Origin of the sequence: Geomonas diazotrophica (assembly GCF_019063885.1) — a bacterium.
GTDB lineage: Bacteria > Desulfobacterota > Desulfuromonadia > Geobacterales > Geobacteraceae > Geomonas > Geomonas diazotrophica.
The window spans coordinates 440,958-458,260 of the sequence record NZ_CP077684.1 but is presented as its reverse complement, the minus strand read 5'-3'; the positions used below and the strand labels follow the sequence as shown (position 1 = coordinate 458,260).

General features: G+C 64.6%; 15 protein-coding genes. 4 read left to right on the top strand and 11 right to left on the bottom strand.

From position 1 onward, the window contains the following. Nucleotides 1–48 precede the first annotated feature (48 nt). Nucleotides 49–1,944: a bifunctional homocysteine S-methyltransferase/methylenetetrahydrofolate reductase gene (locus KP003_RS01985; RefSeq protein ID WP_217300238.1), complete on the bottom strand. Its 1,896-nt coding sequence runs from the start codon at nt 1,942–1,944 to the stop codon at nt 49–51. Next, nucleotides 1,945–3,591, bottom strand: a complete 1,647-nt coding sequence (locus KP003_RS01980) for a putative manganese-dependent inorganic diphosphatase (RefSeq protein WP_216497354.1) — start codon at nt 3,589–3,591, stop codon at nt 1,945–1,947. It abuts the gene before it with no gap. 149 nt (nt 3,592–3,740) lie between these two features. Here KP003_RS01980 and KP003_RS01975 point away from each other — a divergent pair, with 149 nt between their 5' ends. Continuing rightward, nucleotides 3,741–4,352, top strand: a complete 612-nt coding sequence (locus KP003_RS01975) for a DedA family protein (RefSeq protein ID WP_216497355.1) — start codon at nt 3,741–3,743, stop codon at nt 4,350–4,352. 93 nt (nt 4,353–4,445) lie between these two features. Here the strand turns inward: KP003_RS01975 and fsa are convergent, their stop codons facing one another. From fsa to folK, 3 genes are read right to left on the bottom strand one after another with little or no spacing between them, the layout of a single operon-like run. Further along, complete coding sequence (fsa, locus tag KP003_RS01970) at nt 4,446–5,090, bottom strand: fructose-6-phosphate aldolase (RefSeq protein WP_199394046.1); 645 nt, start codon at nt 5,088–5,090, stop codon at nt 4,446–4,448. A 19-nt stretch (nt 5,091–5,109) separates the two neighbouring features. After that, the gene (locus tag KP003_RS01965) at nt 5,110–5,346 is read right to left on the bottom strand and encodes a YHS domain-containing protein (RefSeq protein ID WP_216497357.1); all 237 of its coding nucleotides are present in this window, start codon (nt 5,344–5,346) and stop codon (nt 5,110–5,112) included. Nucleotides 5,347–5,356: 10 nt separating this feature from the next. After that, nucleotides 5,357–5,845, bottom strand: coding sequence for a 2-amino-4-hydroxy-6-hydroxymethyldihydropteridine diphosphokinase (folK, locus tag KP003_RS01960; protein WP_216497358.1), 489 nt, complete (start codon nt 5,843–5,845; stop codon nt 5,357–5,359). Nucleotides 5,846–6,054: 209 nt separating this feature from the next. Here folK and KP003_RS01955 point away from each other — a divergent pair, with 209 nt between their 5' ends. After that, nucleotides 6,055–6,540: a tetratricopeptide repeat protein gene (locus KP003_RS01955; RefSeq protein ID WP_216497359.1), complete on the top strand. Its 486-nt coding sequence runs from the start codon at nt 6,055–6,057 to the stop codon at nt 6,538–6,540. An 86-nt stretch (nt 6,541–6,626) separates the two neighbouring features. Further along, nucleotides 6,627–7,025, top strand: a complete 399-nt coding sequence (locus KP003_RS01950) for a secondary thiamine-phosphate synthase enzyme YjbQ (RefSeq protein ID WP_216497360.1) — start codon at nt 6,627–6,629, stop codon at nt 7,023–7,025. On the opposite strand, the gene thiL is transcribed toward KP003_RS01950, so the two are convergent. Genes thiL through KP003_RS01935 form a run of 3 tightly spaced genes read right to left on the bottom strand, consistent with a single transcriptional unit; the run spans nt 7,022 to nt 10,888 of the window. Further along, complete coding sequence (gene thiL, locus KP003_RS01945; RefSeq protein WP_216497361.1) at nt 7,022–8,002, bottom strand: thiamine-phosphate kinase; 981 nt, start codon at nt 8,000–8,002, stop codon at nt 7,022–7,024. The two genes, KP003_RS01950 and thiL, sit on opposite strands and share 4 nt — an antisense overlap. Further along, nucleotides 7,999–10,437, bottom strand: coding sequence for an endopeptidase La (lon, locus tag KP003_RS01940; RefSeq protein ID WP_216497362.1), 2,439 nt, complete (start codon nt 10,435–10,437; stop codon nt 7,999–8,001). Before lon ends, thiL begins: the two co-directional genes overlap by 4 nt. 10 nt (nt 10,438–10,447) lie before the next feature. Continuing rightward, complete coding sequence (locus KP003_RS01935) at nt 10,448–10,888, bottom strand: Hsp20/alpha crystallin family protein (protein ID WP_216497363.1); 441 nt, start codon at nt 10,886–10,888, stop codon at nt 10,448–10,450. 320 nt (nt 10,889–11,208) lie between these two features. Between KP003_RS01935 and KP003_RS01930 the strand changes: the two genes are divergently transcribed. Beyond that, on the top strand, nt 11,209–13,134 hold the full coding sequence (locus KP003_RS01930; protein WP_216497364.1) for a tetratricopeptide repeat protein: 1,926 nt from the start codon (nt 11,209–11,211) through the stop codon (nt 13,132–13,134). 273 nt (nt 13,135–13,407) lie between these two features. Here KP003_RS01930 and KP003_RS01925 read toward each other — a convergent pair whose 3' ends face one another. The 3 genes from KP003_RS01925 to KP003_RS01915 all read right to left on the bottom strand — a co-directional run bounded on the left by KP003_RS01925 (nt 13,408) and on the right by KP003_RS01915 (nt 17,107). Further along, nucleotides 13,408–13,860 (bottom strand): septal ring lytic transglycosylase RlpA family protein, encoded by a 453-nt coding sequence (locus tag KP003_RS01925; protein ID WP_216497365.1) that lies wholly within the window; start codon nt 13,858–13,860, stop codon nt 13,408–13,410. 105 nt (nt 13,861–13,965) lie between these two features. Then, on the bottom strand, nt 13,966–16,164 hold the full coding sequence (locus KP003_RS01920; protein ID WP_217300237.1) for a PAS domain S-box protein: 2,199 nt from the start codon (nt 16,162–16,164) through the stop codon (nt 13,966–13,968). Between the two features lie 73 nt (nt 16,165–16,237). Next, nucleotides 16,238–17,107: a 1,4-dihydroxy-6-naphtoate synthase gene (locus KP003_RS01915; RefSeq protein ID WP_216497367.1), complete on the bottom strand. Its 870-nt coding sequence runs from the start codon at nt 17,105–17,107 to the stop codon at nt 16,238–16,240. Between the last annotated feature and the right edge of the window lie 196 nt (nt 17,108–17,303).

Here is a 17,303-nt window from a genome sequence, read left to right as displayed (position 1 = left end):
ATTGAAATTGATGCAGGTCAAAAACCTTGAATATGGGAATGATGGGAGTCATGGGACCTGTGGACGCGGCGTGCGCAGGTCCTTGATGTAACGGACCAGTTCGACCGCGATCTCGTACTTGCCGAAGGGGGGGATCAGGTAGAAGCCACCGGCCTTGGCGCTGGCGGCTTCGATGAACTCCCTGGCGATGGCGAGCCCTTCGGCTACCCCCTCCTCACCGCTCTTGCCGGCCATACGCCTGCGGATCTCCTCGGGGATCACGATGCCCGGCACCTCGTTGTGCAGGAACTCCGCGTTCCTCCCGGAGACCAAGGGGAGCACGCCGGGGAGGATCGGGATGCCCAGGTGCGCGGTCTGCTCCATCATGTCTTCGAAGCGCACGATGTCGTAGATCGGCTGGGTCTGGGCGAAACGGGCGCCGTTGGCCACCTTCTTCGCCAGCCGCCTTACCTGCACCTCCATGCTCTGGGTGTTGGGGTTGAAGGCGGCGCCGACGGTGAAACCGGTGCCGGCGCCGATGGGGTTGCCCAGGGCGTTCACCCCGCTGTTCAGGTCGCTCAGGAGCTTGATGAGCGTAAAGGAGTTCAGGTCGAAAACGGAGGAGGCCCCCGCCTCGTCCCCAAGGCTCGCCGGATCGCCGGTGACCGCCAGGATGGAGCTGACGCCCAGGAGGCTCGCCCCCATAAGCTCGGACTGCATCCCGATCAGGTTGCGGTCGCGGCAGGTGACGTGCGCGATCACCTCGATCCCCACCTCGCGGCGGATCAGCGAGGCGAGCGCCAGGTTCCCCATGCGCACGCGGGCCAGCGGGTTCTCGGCCAGGTTGATGGCGTGGGCACCCGCCTCCTTCAGGGCGCGGCTCCCGGCCAGCACCCTGGCGCAGTCGAGCCCCTTGGGGGGATCTAGTTCGACGGTGATCACCGGCCCGGCGCCCCAGCCGTCGAGGAAGCTGACGGAAGGCTCCCCTCGCCCTCCGGGAGAGGGGGTGGGGGTGAGGGCTTCGCCCCCGGCAACCTCTTCGCTTCGTGGCACCACCCTCACCCGCCCTTCGGGCACCCTCTCCCGGGGGGCGAGGGGAAGATTCAGGCTCCCCTGCAGCCTCCCGGCCATCACCCGGATATGCTCCGGCGTGGTGCCGCAGCAGCCGCCGACAAGCGACGCGCCGGCGGCGACCAGCTCTTCGGCGCGGTCGGCGAAGTACTCGGGGGTGGTGCGGTAGATGTAGCGGCCGTCGAGGTATTCGGGGAAGCCGCTGTTGGGGTAGGCTGCCAGCGGGAGCGGGCAGACGGCAGCGATGCGCTTGACCGTGGCCAGCAGCTCCAACGGTCCGGCGCCGCAGTTGGCGCCCACGACATCGGCCCCGGCCGCGGCCAGGCGAAGCGCGGCGCTCTCGGCAGAGGTCCCCCCGGGGAGCCGCCCCCCTTCACCGAAAGCGAGGTTGGCGACGACGGGAAGCCCGGTCTCCTTGGCGGCCGCCAGGGCGGCCAACAGTTCGTCCAGCTCGGAGAAGGTTTCCAGGATCAGGAGGTCCACTCCCCCCTCGGCGAGTGCCGCCGATTGCACCCGGAAACAGTCGGCGACCTGCTCAGGCGACAGCTCGCTCTTGCCGCGCCCCAGCGGGCCGATGGAGCCGGCCACGAGCAGGTCCCGCCCGTCGACGGCGCTTCTGGCGATTTGTGCACCCTTGCGGTTGATCTCGGCAACCTTCCCCCCCAGGCCGATGGCGGAGAGCTTGGCGCAGTTGGCACCGAAGGTGTTGGTCTCGATGACCTGAGCTCCGGCGGCCAGGTACTCGCGGTGCAGCTCCAGCACCAGCTCCGGGCGCACCAGGTTCAGGTGCTCGAAGTTCGCCTCCGGCGCCACCCCCTTGGCGTAGAGCATGGTGCCGATGGCGCCGTCGCCGATCAGCACCCCTTGCGCGATCCGCTCCAGGAACTTCTTCATCTAGCGACCTCCCAGCACCTTGATCAGGTGCGGCACCAGCTGCTTCTTGCGCGACATGACGCCCTTCATCTCGAAAACGTGCGGCTCGGGCTGCGGGTACCCCATGAACCGGGTGAAGGCCTGCCCACCCTCCATGAGGAACATGGTGCTCTCGGTGGAGATGTCGGTGACCATGAGCCCGGCGAGCTCCAGCCCGTCCTTTTCGCGCCGCGCCGCGAGGGCCTTGCGCAGTTCGGCCTTCATCTCGTTGAACTCGGCGAAGCCGAAGACCTCGACCTGCCCGACGCCGAAGGTAAGCTCACCCTGGCTGAAGAGCTTGAAGTCGGAACCTATTACCCGCTCGGGGCTCCCGTAGCCGGAGAGCGCCCCCGACGCGGCGAAGATCTCGGCGCCGAAGGATTCCCAGTCGAGCCCCGCGACGGCGGCGAGGCGCGCCACGGTGGCGCGGTCCCTGGGCGTCGTGGTCGGGGACTTCAGGATCACGGTGTCGGAGAGGATGCCGGCCAGAAGGAGCGCCGCGATCTGGGCGGGGGGCTCCACCTCGTGCTCCTCGTAGAGCGAGGCGACGATGGTGCAGGTGCTCCCCACCGGGGCGGTGATGAAGGGGATCGGGTTGCTGGTGGGCGGGTTCCCCAGCTTGTGGTGGTCGATCACCTCGAGGATCTCCAGATCCTCGGCGCCGGGCACCGACTGGGAGAGCTCGTTGTGATCCACCAGGATCAGGGCGTAGGGGAGCGGCGCGAACAGTGAGGACTTGGTGGCGACACCGGCCAGGGTGCCGTCCTCCTCGAGCGCCAGCACCGCGCTCTCGCCCGAGTGCAGCAGCTTGTCCCGCAGTCGTCCCAGCGGCTCCCCCACCGAAACGCTCTCGAAGTTCAAAACGGCCAGCTCCAGCACCGGGGTGGCCAGCCGGGCCCGGGCAACGGTGGCCGCGGTGTCAAGCGGCGTGGAGAGAAGCGCGACCCCGCGGGCCTGCGCCAAACGCACCACGTCCTCGGCCACGGGGAGACCGCCGGTCACCACTAACAGGCGCACGCCGCGCTCGATGGAGGCCTTCTGGATCGAGGTACGGTCGCCGGTCACGACCACCAAGGTGGCGGGATCGAAGCCGGAGATCCGGTCCACGAAGGATTCCTCGGCCATGGCTCCCACGAAGAGGTGCAGGCTTTCCACGGCGGCGTCGGCGCTGCCGGCGAGGAAGCTCCCGGAGAGGCAGGCGGCCAGCGAGGCGAGCGAGGCGGAGACCAGCCGCAGCGAGTCGGCGCCGGTCACCAGCGAGCGCTCGGCGATCTTTCTCAGCGGGATGACGCCCTTGGGGACGCTGGCGGCGTCGAGCACCGGCAGCACCCTGATGGCGTTGTGGTGGAACTGTTCCAGCGCGGTCAAAAGCGGCGCGTCCGCGGCAACCGTGATAGGGGTGCGCTGGATCACGTCGCGCACCTTGGGGTGCACGTCGGCCAAGTACAAGGGCGCGTCGATGCCAAGCCGCCCCAAGAGCCAGGTGGTCTGGGGGTTCAGGTTGCCGGCCATGGCGGCGGTGACCCGCTCGTTCCCAAGCGCCCGCTTCAGGTGGGCGTAGGCGAGGGCCGAGGCGATCGAGTCGGTGTCCGGGTTTCTGTGGCCGATAACGAAAATCTGCTTGTCCATGTTTCCTTTCGTGTGCGTCCTGCGCGCGCCGGCGGGAAGGTCTTCCCCGGCCGCCTTCACGCGCGACGAAAAAAATTAAATTTGTCGTTTTTTTGCCGCGTGCCGTATAGAATGGCGCCGGCAAAGAACACGACAAAGGAGAGCAAGGCATGCATGCAGCGGTACAATGGCTGGTTGAAACCATAGGGGCGATGGGCTATCCCGGGATCTTTCTCCTGATGGCCCTGGAGAGCTCCGTCATCCCCATCCCCAGCGAGCTGGTGATGCCGCCGGCCGGGTACCTGGCCCAGCAGGGACAGATGAGCATGATCGTGGCCATCGCCTGCGGCACCGCGGGAAGCCTGGTGGGCGCCTACGCCAACTACTTCGCGGCGCATTACCTCGGGCGTCCGCTGGTTCTGAAGTACGGCAAGTACGTCTTCATAACCGAGGAGAAATTCGCCAAGGTGGAGCGCTTCTTCAAGGACCACGGCGAGATCTCGACCTTCATCGGGAGGCTGTTGCCGGTGGTGCGCCACCTGATCTCGCTCCCGGCTGGCCTGGCCGGGATGAACCACGTCAAGTTTTCCCTCTACACCCTGCTCGGCGCCGGGATCTGGGTCACCGTGCTCACCTTCATCGGCTACGTCATCGGGAGCAACCAGGAACTGATCATGCGCTACTCGCATCAGGCGCTCATCGGCGTCGTCATCGTAAGCGCCGTGATCGTCGCCGTGTACGTTCGCCTGCAGCGCAGAAACGGCGCCCAATCCCCGGAATAACCCCCACCATAAAGCAAGGGCGGGTCCAGGACCCGCCCTCAGTAACGCCTTTGTTACCCGAACCGCGGAAGGGAAAGCCTTCCGCTTAGCCTTCTACTTGGGAACCTTCTCCCAGTCTTCCAGGAACTTCTTGATGCCGGCGTCGGTGAGCGGATGCTTGGCAAGCTGCAGCATGACCGAGTAGGGGATGGTGCAGACGTCGGCGCCGATGAGAGCCGAGTTCAGCACGTGCACCGGGTTCCTGATGCTGGCCACGATGATCTGGGCATCCATGCCGTAGTTGTCGAAGATGGTCCTGATCTCTTCGATGATCCCCATGCCGTCCTGGGAGATGTCGTCCAGGCGGCCTACGAACGGGGAGACGTAGGTGGCGCCGGCCTTGGCGGCGAGCAGGGCCTGCATCGGGGTGAAGATCAGCGTGACGTTGGTCTTGATTCCCTGCTTGTGCAGGGTCTTGGTCGCCTTGAGCCCCTCCGGGGTCATGGGGAGCTTGATAACGATGTTCGGGTGGATCTTGGCCAGCTCGGTCGCCTCGGCGATCATGCCGTCATGCTCCAGGGAGATGACTTCCGCGGAAATCGGGCCGTCCACGATCTCGGTGATCTCCTTGATCACTTCCTCAAAACGCCGGCCGCTCTTGGCGATCAGGGAGGGGTTGGTGGTAACGCCGTCCACCAGTCCCAGTTCGTTGGCCTCCCGAATCTCTTTAACGTCCGCTGTGTCGATAAAAAACTTCATCTTTCCTCCGGTTGAGTTGTTAGTGCCGCTGTTGCATCTCTTCGAATTTTTTCAAACAGTCCATGGAGCAGAAGTGATAACGCTTCCCCTCCAACCTGCCGACCACCGCGTCGGCCTCCGCTATGTACACGCCGCAGACCGGATCCTGAAAGGTCTCGGCGGCGGCAGGCTCCTTTTTCGCTATCTTTTCGGCCGATTTGCCGACGAACATGCGGTACACGAGGTACGCCAGCAGCGCCCAGATCAGAAACTTCACTCGTCCCCCCTCAAATCCTGACCACCTTCTCGGGGGAGGTCAGCTCCGTCAACAGTTCTATGATGCGCTTGCCCAGGATCGGGTGCACCAGGTCCGGTGCGATGTCGGACAGCGGCTGGAGGACGAAACGGCGCTCCGCCAGGCGCGGATGCGGGATGGCGAGTTCCGCGCCGTCGAAGACCAGCTCGCCGTAGAGGAGGATGTCGAGGTCCATGCTGCGGGCGCCCCAGCGCTCCGACGGCACCCGGTGGAACACTTCGGTCTCCAGCTTCTTAAGCCGCTCCAGAAGCTCCAGCGGCGCCAGTTCCGTGTTGAGGCGCACCGCGGCGTTGTAGAAGTTGTCCTGGGGCACCCCTCCGACCGGCTCGGTCTCGTAGAAGGGGGAAACGGCGGTGACCCTTGTTTGCGGCAGCTTGCCCAACTCCGCTACCGCCATCAGGAGCTTCAGCTCCCGGTCGCCGATGTTGCTCCCCAGCCCTATGTACGCGCACTGTTCCACAGCCGCAGATTAGAACACAAATCCCTTTTTTTTTCAACCCTGCCCGCCCGCGCCGCTAAAGCCGCCCCCGGTGCGGCACGGCCCGATTCGGGAGGTGTGTTTCTGAAGATTAGATGTTATAGTATACGATCTTAATAAGATTGCGCCCCACCGACGACCGCGGGCTGCGGCGACGACTCTAAGCGAGCGTGAGTATGAACGATGCCAAGATGAGCAAGTCTGATTTGTACGAAGCCCCGAAAGACAGCGGTCTGGACGAACTGGAGACCGAGGAACTGGTGCGACTGGGTGGCGAGGCCCTGGAGGCGCGCAACTTCGCCGCCGCCCACCGCTACCTCCATGCCGCCCTGCAAAGGCGGCGGTCCGCCGAGCACCTCTCCCTGTACGCCCTGGCCCTGGCCCAACACACCGGCAACACCAGGACCGCCCTCGCCCTGTGCCAGGAGGCGGTCAAGCAGGAGCCCAAGAACCCCAACCATTTTCTGCGCCTTGGGACCATCCACCTCGCCGCCGGGAAGAAGAAGGAGGCGATCAGGGCGCTGCAGTTGGGGCTCAGGGTGGGGAAAAGCCCCGCCATCAGCAGGCTCCTGCAGACGCTCGGACACCGGGAGAAACCGGTGCTCCCCTTCCTCGCCAGGGGGAACCCCCTCAACAAGTACCTGGGCAAGATACGGAACAGCCTTTTCAAGAAGTAGCCGTGTATCCCCCACGGAAGGGGAGGAGCGTCGGCAGCAGTTGGTCTCTAATTTTGCGATAGCTGCGAGCGCTAACGGAGGGACGGATGATTCAGTACCTGACGCTGAAAAGCAGGGAGAGAACGGAGCTGATCGACATCACCGCCAGGGTCGAGGAGCTGATCGCGGCCTCCATGGTGGGGAGCGGCTGCTGCGACGTCTTCGTGCTGCACACGACGGCGGCGGTCACGGTAAACGAGGGGGCGGACCCGGCGGTGAAACGGGACATCGCCAACTGCCTGGACCGGCTGGTGCCGGACGCGCACTACTTCACCCACGCAGAGGGGAACTCGGCGGCGCACGTCAAGTCGAGCCTGGTGGGAAGCTGCCAGCGGCTCCTGATCGACCGGGGCAAGCTCCTTTTGGGCACCTGGCAGGCGCTCTACTTCTGCGAGTTCGACGGTCCGAGGGAGCGGAAGGTGGCGGTGAGGATCAGCGCGGACTAGTCGGCGCCGAAGTGGTCGAAGCCGCGCCGCGGCGGCGTGTAGGATGAGCCGTCGGGGGCGACAAGCTCGATCCCGGTTCCGGCCTTGATCTCACCGATGACGGAGACGGGGAGGCCGACGGAGGCGCAGAGAGCCGCGACATCGGGCTCCCTCCCGGCCGGTATGCAGAAGAGGAGTTCGTAGTCCTCCCCCCCCGAGAGCGCCAGCGGGTAAGGATCGGCGCCGCACTCGGCGCGGTAGGCGTCCGACAGGGGGAGCCGCGCAAGCTCCAGGCGCGCCCCCACCCCCGACATCTCGCAGATGTGCCCCAGGTCCTGCAGCACCCCGTCGCTCACGTCGATCATGGCGGTGACGAGCCCCGCCTCGGCCAGCGCCACCCCAGCCTCGACCCTCGGGGTCGGGTCGAGCTGCCGCCGCACCAGGAAACCTTCCCGTACCCCGCCGAAAAGCTGCTTAAGCCCCGCCGCCGCGTCACCGACCGTTCCGGTCACGCAGACAACGTCGCCAGGCCGCGCGCCGCTTCTCTTCAGCACCAGCTCCGGGCGCTGCTCCCCGAGCGCGGTGACCGAGATGGCCACCCCCCCCTTGGAGGCGCAGGTGTCTCCCCCCACGAGCGTCGCACCGTAGCGGCCGGCCTGCTCCAGCATGCCGGCCATGAAGCCGTCCATGAATTCCAGCGGAACATCCTTGGGGAGCGCCACGCCGAGCAGGAAGTGGCGCGGACGCGCGCCCATGGCGGCGACGTCGGAGAGGTTGACCGAAAGGGATTTTCTGCCAAGGGTGAACGGGTCGCAGAAGGAGAGGTCGAAGTGGACCCCTTCCAGCAGCATGTCGGAGGTGATCAGGGTGACCTGCCCGGGGGTGGGAGACAGCGCCGCCGCGTCGTCCCCGATGCCCAGAAGCACCGAGGGTGACGCGGCGACGTTTGCTTTGATCCTGTCTATCAGGCCGAATTCGCCCAGCTCGGCCAGTTTCAAGCCTTGCCCCTCACCGGGGCCGCGACCGGGACGCGGGTCCTCACCTTGGGTTTGGGCGGCTCAGGCTTGGGCGCCTTGGGCGCCGGGGGCGGGAACTTCTCCAGGGCGACCGCCAGCACGTCATCGATGTTGGAGGCGGCGACGATCTTGAGCTTCTTGAGGATGGTCTTCGGGACGTCCTCGAGGTCCTTCTTGTTCTGCACCGGGATGATCACCGTGGTGACCCCCAGGCGCGCCGCGGCGAGGATCTTCTCCTTGAGGCCGCCGATGGGGAGCACCTTGCCGCGCAGGGTAATCTCGCCGGTCATGGCGACCTCCTTGCGCACCGGGATCCTGGTGAGCGCCGAGACCAGCGCGGTCGCCATGGTGACCCCCGCGGAGGGGCCGTCCTTGGGTATGGCGCCGGCGGGGACGTGCACGTGGATGTCGATGGTCGAGCTGAAATCCTCGGGGATGTTCAGTTCCGCGGTCTTGGAGCGGATGTAGGAAAGGGCCGCCTGGACCGACTCCTTCATCACGTCGCCCAGCTGGCCGGTGAGGGTGAGCACCCCCTTCCCTTTCATGACCGTCGCCTCGACAAAGAGCACCTCGCCTCCAACCGGGGTCCAGGCGAGACCGGTGACCACGCCGACCTCGTTCTTCTCCATCTCCTCCTCGCGCAGGAACTTCGGCGGTCCCAGGTACTTCGCAACGGTTCCGGCGGTGATGACGAACTTCTCCCCCTTCCCCTCGGCGAACTTCCTCGCCACCTTGCGGCAGACGCTGCCGATCTCGCGCTCCAGGTTCCTAAGCCCCGCCTCGCGGGTGTACTTGGCGATGATGGTGCGCAGGGCCTCCTCGGAGAAGACCACGATCTCCTCGGTGATGCCGTTTTCCTTCACCTGGCGCGGCACCAGGTAGCGCTTGGCGATGCCGAGCTTCTCCTCCTCGGTGTAGCCCGACAGGTTGATGACCTCCATCCTGTCGCGCAGCGGCCCCGGGATGGTGTCCATCTGGTTCGCCGTGGCGATGAACATCACGTTGGAGAGGTTGAAGGGGAGGTTTATGTAGTGGTCCGAGAAGCTGTTGTTCTGCTCCGGATCGAGCACCTCCAATAGCGCCGAAGAGGGGTCGCCCCTGAAGTCGGAGCCGAGCTTGTCCAGCTCGTCCAGCATGAAGACCGGGTTGTTGGAGCCGGCCTGCTTGAGCCCCTGGATGATCCTGCCCGGCAGCGCCCCCACGTAGGTGCGACGGTGGCCGCGGATCTCGGCCTCGTCGCGCACCCCCCCAAGGGAGATGCGCACGAACTTCCTCCCCATGGCGCGGGCGATCGACTTGCCCAGGCTGGTCTTGCCGACGCCGGGAGGCCCCACGAAGCAGAGGATCGGCCCCTTCATCTTCTTCTTGAGCTTTCTGACCGCCAGGAACTCGAGGATCCGCTCCTTCACCTTCTCCAGGAAGAAGTGGTCCTCGTTGAGGATCTCGGAGGCGCGCTTGATCTCCAGGGCGTCCTTGGTCGATTTCCCCCAGGGGATGTCCACCATCCAGTCCAGAAACGTCCTGAGCATCCCGGCCTCGGCGGCGTCCGGGTGCATCTGCTCCAGGCGCCCGAGCTGCTTCAAGGCCTCCTTCTCGACGTTCTGGGGCATCTTGGCGTTTTCGATGGCCTTTCTCAGCTCGGCCATCTCCTCGCTTCTGGCGTCGGTCTCTCCCAGCTCCTGCTGGATGGCGCGCAACTGCTCGCGCAGGTAGTATTCGCGCTGACTCTTACCCATCTCCTCCTTGGCGGCGGACTGGATGCGGGCCTGCATGTTGAGAAGCTCGCTCTCCTTGTTCAGGAGGTCGTTCACTTTCTTCAGGCGCTCCAACGGATCGATCACCTCGAGAAGCCCCTGCGCCTCCTCCACCTTGAGGCCGATGTTGCTGGCCACGAGGTCGGCCAGCGCCCCCGGCTCCTGCATGTTCTCGACGATGACCATCACCTCGGGGGAGACGGCCTTGCCGAGAGCCACGATCTTCGCCAGCTCTTCCTTCACGGTGCGGATCAGGGCCTCGGACTCCAGCGTGTTCTCCGGGGCCGCCGGCTCGATGATGCGGTCGATGTGCACCGAGTAGAAGGGCTTCTCGGCCAGGTACTCGGTGATGCGCCCCTTGGTGAGCCCCTGCACCAGGATCTTCACCCTGCCGTCGGGAAGCTTCAGCATGCGCATGATCATGGCGACGGTGCCGACCTCGTAGATCGCCTCCGGGGCCGGGTCCTCGTCCCCCACGTCCCTTTGCGTGGCGAGGAAGATCATGCGGTCTTTGGAAAGGGCGTGATCGACCGCCGCGATGGATATCTCGCGCCCCACGAAGAGCGGCAGAATCATGTAGGGATAGACGACCACGTCCCGTACCGGGAGCAGCGGCAGAACATCCGGTATATTAAGTTCTTCGGTCTCCTGCCTGTTTTCCATTTACCTCTCCTTACTGAATCGGGATCTCGCGGATGTGCGGCGTCTCCCCCTTGCGCCAAGGGAACTCGACCGTGAGCAGACCGCGCCGGTAACGCGCCTTTACCCCCTCCAGGTCGACGCCGGGAGGGACCTCGATGGCCCTGCAGAAGCGGCCGGTGCCGCGCTCAAGGCAGGTGTAGGTCGCCCCCGGATCCGCTTCGTCCCGTGCCGTCCCCTCCACCACCAGGGTGGAGCAGCACATGCTCAGGGTGATGTCGCTGCGGTCGCAGCCGGGGAGTTCCACTTCGACCACGAAGGAGCGGTCGGTTTCGTAGATGTCGACCAACGGGGACTGTTCCTTGTCGGTGAAGCCTTCCCGCCCCTCCAGCGTGGAGAGAAAACGGAAGATCTCGTCCATCTGCTGGCGGAACAGGTTCAGCCATTCCAAAGGTTCCTTGGGAATTACCGCCATCGCGCCCCTCTGTTGCCATGCTCTTAATGAAAAACCGGCCCCGTGGCCGGTGCAGATGATTTAACCATCTTTATCATGAAAGTCAAGGTAATCCGGCTTAACCTGGGAGCTCCCCTCGCCCCGCGCGGGTTTCCGGGTTCAAGCGCCCGGGATCCTTAATGATTACCGTTTTGGAATTGAATTTATTAGCGCCGATGTGTATAATCCGCCAACCTCACCGGGCCGCATGGCCCGGCAGTGCCCGGACTGCCCCGGGCCGAGCCCCCGGCGCGCCGCGACTGCGCCCCCACCACACGTTCTCTCGAATAAAAGGGCCCTACATGAAAAGATACGCAGCACTGTCATCGCTTCTGGCGATGACCCTGTTCAGCACCGGCTTCAGCTGGCCGTTCCCGGCGACCAACAGCTGCCTGGAGGCGAAGAAGACCATCCTGGAGCTGTCACCGCAGGCAAGCGAACAGAAGAGAAAGGATGCCGAAAAGCGCGTGGCGGAGCTTTGCCCCACCGGCGCTCCCGGCAAGTACTTGAAGGCGCTCGCCTTCGAGCGCAGCGGCAACGTCGACGCCGCCATCCAGGAGTACCGCGAGACCCTGGCGCTGGACCCCGACTTCTACCCGGCCAGCGGCAACCTGGGGCTCTTGCACCTGCAGAAAGGGGCCAGCGAGGAGGCGGCGGTCGAGCTCTCCCAGGGGCTCAAGACCGGCGACCCGCGCTACCACGGGGGGCTCGCCCGCATCCTGGCCCAGAAGGAGCTGCACCAGCTCGCCATCTTCCACTACACCGAGGCGCTGACGGCCCTCCCCGAGGACGCCTCCCTGCACACGGACCTGGCCGTTTCCTATGACGCGGTCGGGCAGAAGCAGAAGGCCGAGGACGAGTACAAAAAGGCGCTCGCTATCCAGCCGGGGAACGCCCGGGCGCGCCTGGGGCTCGGAGCCCTGCTACTGGCCCGCGGCGAGATCGACAAGGCGGTGACCGAGCTGAAACAGGCCGCCATCGCTGAGCCGGGGAACAAGGAGGTTCACCGCCTGCTCGCCGAGGGGTACGTCCGCAAGGGGGACCAGAAGAGCGCCGAGTACGAGCGGGTGCTGGCCGGCATCGCCCCCAAGGTGAAGGAGACGCCCAAGGTAGACCACATGGCCCTCGCCGATCAGTACCGCAACGCCAAGGACTTCGAGATGGCGATCAGCGAATATCGCCTGCGGATCGCGGAGGAGCCCGCCGACGCCGTGGCGCAGCAGCGCCTGGGCGACTGTCTGCTGGCGGTGGGGCGCGAGGACGAGGCGATGTCCTACTACCGCGACGCGATCAGGAGCAAGGGTGAGAACCCGCAGCTGCATCTGAACCTGGCCGGCATCTACGAGCGCAAGGCGCTCTTGGACGAAGCGGTGGTGGAATACCGCCAGGTGCTCGCCAGCACCCCGGACAACCAGCAGGCGCGCCAGCGCCTGGCCGAGATCTACACGCTGAGGGGAAGCTTCCCTCAGGCCCTGGAGCAGTACCAGGCGCTGATCAAGGCGAACCCCGGGGACGCCCCGACCCAGTTGAAGCTGGCCCGCGCCTTCGTCAACACCAAGGACCTCGACTCGGCCATCAGCGCCTACCAGGCGGCCATCAAGCTGGACCCGGAGTCGCTGGAAACCCACCGCGAACTCGCCAACCTTTTGCGCAAGCGCAACGAGATGGACCAGGCCGCCAACGAGTACCAGGAAGTGCTGCGCCTGAAAAAGGACGATCAGGAGGCCCGCACCGCCCTAACCGCCATCTACGTGAAGAACAAGAACTACGACTCCCTGGCCAAGCTGCTCAAGGAAGGGGTCGAGCTCTCCCCCAGCGACGCCAACGCGCATTACAAGCTGGGCCTGGTCTACGAGTTCCAGAAGAACTACACCGCCGCCACCGACGAGTACAAGGAAGCGGTGAAACTCAAGCCCGACCATGCCAAGGCGCTCAACGCCATGGGGCGCGTGCAGATGAAGGACGGCCACATCGCCGAGGCCAAGGAGTCGCTCGAGGCGGCGCGCAAGGCCGACCCGGACCTGGAGGAGGCCCAGGTCCTCTTGAGCAACATCAAGGACGAATTCAACCCCGAACCGAGAAGCTACCGCAAACACAAGGGGTCGAGCGGGAGCAAGGCGAAGAAGGGGAAGAAAGGGAAGAAGTCGAAGGATAAGGAGGAGAAATCCTCGAAGAAGTCCTCCTCCAAAAAGAAGAAGTCCTCGAAGAAGAAGCACAAGGAAGAGTAGCCGCCCGCGCGGGCAGCAGGATCCATAAAAAGGCAGCTCCCTGGAGGGGGCTGCCTTTTTCGCTGCCGGCATTCTTTCCCATAGTTCCCATAGTTCCCATCATTCACAGCATTCCCATCATTCCCAGCATTCCCAGCATTCCCAGCATTCCCAGCATTCCCAGCATTCCCCGCATTCCCAGCATTCCCCGCATTCCCCGCAGTCGACCAAGAAAAAAGGCCGGGGGTAAGCCCCCCGGCCTTTTTCTCTGTTCGCCCAGATTGTATTTTGTTTCTAGGATTCGTCCTCGGTCAGCGGGATGATGGCCACCTTGGCCTTGCCTTCCCCGAGGAAACCCAGTTTCCTTGCCGCGGCCCGTGACAGATCGATGAAGGGGAACCCCTTCTTGCGGCAACGGTCGTTGATGACAACCGTGACTTCCTTGTCGTTGGCGAGATTCCTGACCAGAACCTTGGTCCCCAGCGGAAGACTCTGGTGGGCAGCGGTCATCTTTTCCGGATGATACCGCTCTCCCGAGGTGGTCGCTCTTCCGTGGAACTTCTTGGCATAGTAGGATGCTATGCCGACCAGTTTTTTCACCACCGACTTTTCTTGCGGTTCTGCCTTTTCTACTACCGGTTTTGCTACTTGTTCTGCAGCCAGCAGGGGAAGCGTGTGGATCGGGAGGAGCATCAGGGCCAGCACGACTATGCGCACCAACCTGCCGCTCCGCTCGGATGATGCCATGCGCACCTCCTTTGTTGGGCGAGGCATTCGTATAACATGCTCTAACCCCGAAGTCAAGTTCCAACGAACCCGCCCCGGGTAACCACCTAATCTGCCGCCGTTTTCTTAGCCCGCGTTCGGCGCCTGGGCCGAGGCGTCGTCGTGGGGCTGCGCCCCCCGCTGCCGACGGCCGATGTTGGTCGTGTCGTTAATGATCACCACCTCGCGCGCGGAGCCGTCGACCTCGGGGGGGAAGGCGTGCCGCTTGACCACGAACCACTTGCCGCTGGGTTTGTGCAGCAGTTCGATCCCCGGGGACTCCAGGTGCTCCTTGAGACCGTGCTCCTCGAGGAAGGCAAGGCAGTCCCTGCCGACGATATCCCGGTGCGCCATGCCGGTGAAGGTTTCCACGGCGCGGTTGAAACGCCGGATTTTGCCGAACTGGTCAGCCAGGATGAACAGGTCGGAGATGCAGTCCATGATCTCTTCCCATTCGCGCCGGATACCTTCCATCTGGTGGAAGACGTTCTTCAACTCCTCGTGCTTCATGTAGAGGCGTGCGTCGCTCTCCAGCAGTTCGCGCTCCATCTGGCGCTGATCGGTGACGTCGCGGGAGATGGCGATCAGGCAGGCCTCCCCCTGGTACTCGATCACGTCCGCGGACCACAGGAGCTCGCGGATCTCGCCCGACTTCACCCGGAAACGCACGTCCAGGTTGCGCACGTGTCCGTGCTCGTTCAACAGTTTGAGCATCACCATGCGGGCATCCTGGTCCGCCCAGAGCAGGAGCTCGGTGGAAGTCCTGCCGATGACCTCCTCCCTGCTGTACCCGGTGATCTCCTGGAACGCCTCGTTAACGTCGATGTAGGTGCCGTCCTCGGCGCGGGTGATGACGATGGAGTCCGGTGAGGCGTGGAAGGCCTTGGAGAATTTCTCCTCGGAATTGCGCAGTGCCTGCTCGGCCTCGATGCGCCAGGTGATGTCCTGGGCGGTCCCCAGCATGTGCAGCGGCCTCCCCTGGGCGTCGTAGGTCACCTCCGCCCGAGCGGAGAGGGTGCGCAGCGAGCCGTTGGGGAGCACGATTCGGTAGTCCAGATGGTAGGCCCTGCGGTTGTAAATGGCGTCGTTCACCGAGCGGATCACCTGCTCCCGGTCCTCGGGATGCACCGCCTGCAGCACCAGCTCGTGGGTCGGCACGAAGGAGGCGGGGTCGAGGTCGTAGATGCGGTACATCTCGTCGGACCACTCGAGCGTGTCGCTGCCGAGATCCCAGTCCCAGTTGCCAAGGCGCGCGATACGCTGCGCCAAGGCGAGGGTGGCCCGGCTTTCCCTGAGCGCCTCCTCGACCTCCTTGTGGGCACTGATGTCGACCAGGGAAAGCACCGACTGGTCCGTCCCCTCGATGGCGGCCCAGTTGCCGGCCATGGTCCTGGTTCCCTCCTTGCCCACGAGCTGCACCTCGAAGCTGCGACGCGGGGTCCCGGGGAGGGCGCTCTCGTCCGGGGCGGAAACCCCGTCGCTGTCGCAGCGGCCGATGAACTCGGTCCAAAGCCTCCTCCCCTCGAGTTCCTCGCGCGAAAGACCGGTCACCGCCTCGAAACCGCGGTTCACCATCTGCAGGGTGCCGTCGGGGAGGATGATGGCCATGGCGGTCCCGGTGTCCTCGAAGATGGCACGGTACCTCGCCTCGGACTCCTCCAGCCGCTCCTGCGAGATACGGCGAACCGTGATGTCGCGCGCGACGAAGAGCACCGAGCGGACCCCCTGTTCCAGCCCCCCGATGGGGTGCACCGAGATGTCCTCGTAGCGGTTCCTGCCGTCTTCGGCGCGGTAGCAGATCTCGCTGTTCATCGGGGATCCGCTGCAGGAGCAGTCTGAGATGAGGCTCATGATCTGGTCGGCAAGCCCATGCCGGGCCACCAGTTCGGCGAAGGAGTACCCTTGCGCCGCCTCTTCGGTCAGGGCGTAATTGGCGAGAAAGACGCCGTTGCAGTTGACGATGGTGTAGTCGGCCGTCTTGACGACGCAGATGGCGTCGCGGGAGGACTCCAGGAAGATATGGGAAAGGTCGTCGGAATGGCGCAGCGCCGTCTCCACCCTGCGGCCACGCTCGCACACCACGGAAAGGGAGGCGAAGAAGGCGCCGAGCAGGCAGGCGTAGAAGGTGCGCATCCAGATCTCGTAGGCTTTGGGCGAGTGGAGCTGGTGCAGAAAGGGGTCGCGCCCCATGATGGTAGCGTCAAGCAGCGCATCCCCCAGCCAGAATATGGCGATGAAGACTCCCCCCACCGCTATGTGCCGCTTCCAGTTGAACGGCTTGGTCATCCAAGATCCTCCACGATGCTAAGACAGCTCCTGCACCTTTCGGCGGGAAACGGCATAACTTTAGTTTTCCTGTTCAGGAAATGAGCAGCGGCTCCTGCCAGGGGGGGATGATCCCCGCCTCCGCCGCGCGCCCCAGCAGCAGGCGCACCGCCGCCTCCCCCTCGCTCCCCAGCCCGCGGGAGAAATCGTTCACGTAGAGCCCGATGTGGGCGTCGCATACCTCGTCGCTCATCTCCTGCGAGTGCGCGCGGATGTAGGGGCGGGCCTCGCCGGGGTGCCGGAAGGCGTAATCGACGCTCCGGGCTATCCCCTGTTCGAGCCTGAGCAGCGCCTCCCGCCCCAGGGAGCGCTTGGCCGCGATCCCCCCCAGCGGGATCGGGTGCCCTGTCTCCTGTTCCCACCATTCCCCGAGGTCGACCACCTTCTTGAGGCCGTACCCCTGGTAGGTGAAACGGGATTCGTGGATGATCACGCCGGCCGCCACCGAGCCGTCCGCCACCGCAGCCATGATCTCGTGAAAGGGAAGGTAGACGAAGTCGGTCAGGGAGGGATTGAAAAGCCGCAGCAGCAGCGCCGCGGTCGTGTAGCGTCCGGGAAGGGCGACCCGCTTGCCGGTGAGGGTGCCGGGGTCGAGGTCGTCGCGTGCCACGACCAGCGGCCCGCAGCCGCGCCCGAGGGCGCCGCCGCTTCTCAGGAGGAGGTAATCCTTCAGGATGTGCCCCAGGAGGTGGTAGGAGACCTTGGACACGTCCAGCACCGAAGCCAGCGCCATCCGGTTCAGGGTCTCCACGTCCTCCAGCTGCTCCCGGAACCGGAAGCCGCAGTCGACGCGCCCGTGGATCAGGGCGTCAAAGATAAAGGTATCGTTGGGACAAGGTGAAAAGCCCAGGGAAAGTACCGGAGCTGACTCCTGATCCTGATTATGTGACACTGCTGCATCCATGTGTTGCTCTAGCTCCCGATTTACAGTTACTGCAAGCGACTGCCGGCAATATGCGACACGCTCCGCAAGTTTTAAGACTCACCAATATACTATCAGGCTGGCTTCCGCGCAAGAAAAGCTTAACGAAATGGTCATAGTACAATTAGAAGTTCTGAAGGGAAGATCCCTTAGACTCGATCAGGCGGGGGAGAGCCGA

Excerpts from the sequence above, each read along its gene's own strand:
- KP003_RS01935 (WP_216497363.1), bottom strand. The coding sequence starts at position 10,888 with ATGGCGGTAATTCCCAAGGAACCTTTGGAATGGCTGAACCTGTTCCGC.
- KP003_RS01980 (WP_216497354.1), bottom strand. The coding sequence starts at position 3,591 with ATGGACAAGCAGATTTTCGTTATCGGCCACAGAAACCCGGACACCGAC.
- lon (WP_216497362.1), bottom strand. The coding sequence starts at position 10,437 with ATGGAAAACAGGCAGGAGACCGAAGAACTTAATATACCGGATGTTCTG.
- KP003_RS01950 (WP_216497360.1), top strand. The coding sequence starts at position 6,627 with ATGATTCAGTACCTGACGCTGAAAAGCAGGGAGAGAACGGAGCTGATC.
- KP003_RS01925 (WP_216497365.1), bottom strand. The coding sequence starts at position 13,860 with ATGGCATCATCCGAGCGGAGCGGCAGGTTGGTGCGCATAGTCGTGCTG.
- KP003_RS01915 (WP_216497367.1), bottom strand. The coding sequence starts at position 17,107 with ATGGATGCAGCAGTGTCACATAATCAGGATCAGGAGTCAGCTCCGGTA.
- fsa (WP_199394046.1), bottom strand. The coding sequence starts at position 5,090 with ATGAAGTTTTTTATCGACACAGCGGACGTTAAAGAGATTCGGGAGGCC.
- KP003_RS01955 (WP_216497359.1), top strand. The coding sequence starts at position 6,055 with ATGAGCAAGTCTGATTTGTACGAAGCCCCGAAAGACAGCGGTCTGGAC.
- KP003_RS01975 (WP_216497355.1), top strand. The coding sequence starts at position 3,741 with ATGCATGCAGCGGTACAATGGCTGGTTGAAACCATAGGGGCGATGGGC.
- KP003_RS01985 (WP_217300238.1), bottom strand. The coding sequence starts at position 1,944 with ATGAAGAAGTTCCTGGAGCGGATCGCGCAAGGGGTGCTGATCGGCGAC.
- KP003_RS01930 (WP_216497364.1), top strand. The coding sequence starts at position 11,209 with ATGAAAAGATACGCAGCACTGTCATCGCTTCTGGCGATGACCCTGTTC.
- KP003_RS01920 (WP_217300237.1), bottom strand. The coding sequence starts at position 16,164 with ATGACCAAGCCGTTCAACTGGAAGCGGCACATAGCGGTGGGGGGAGTC.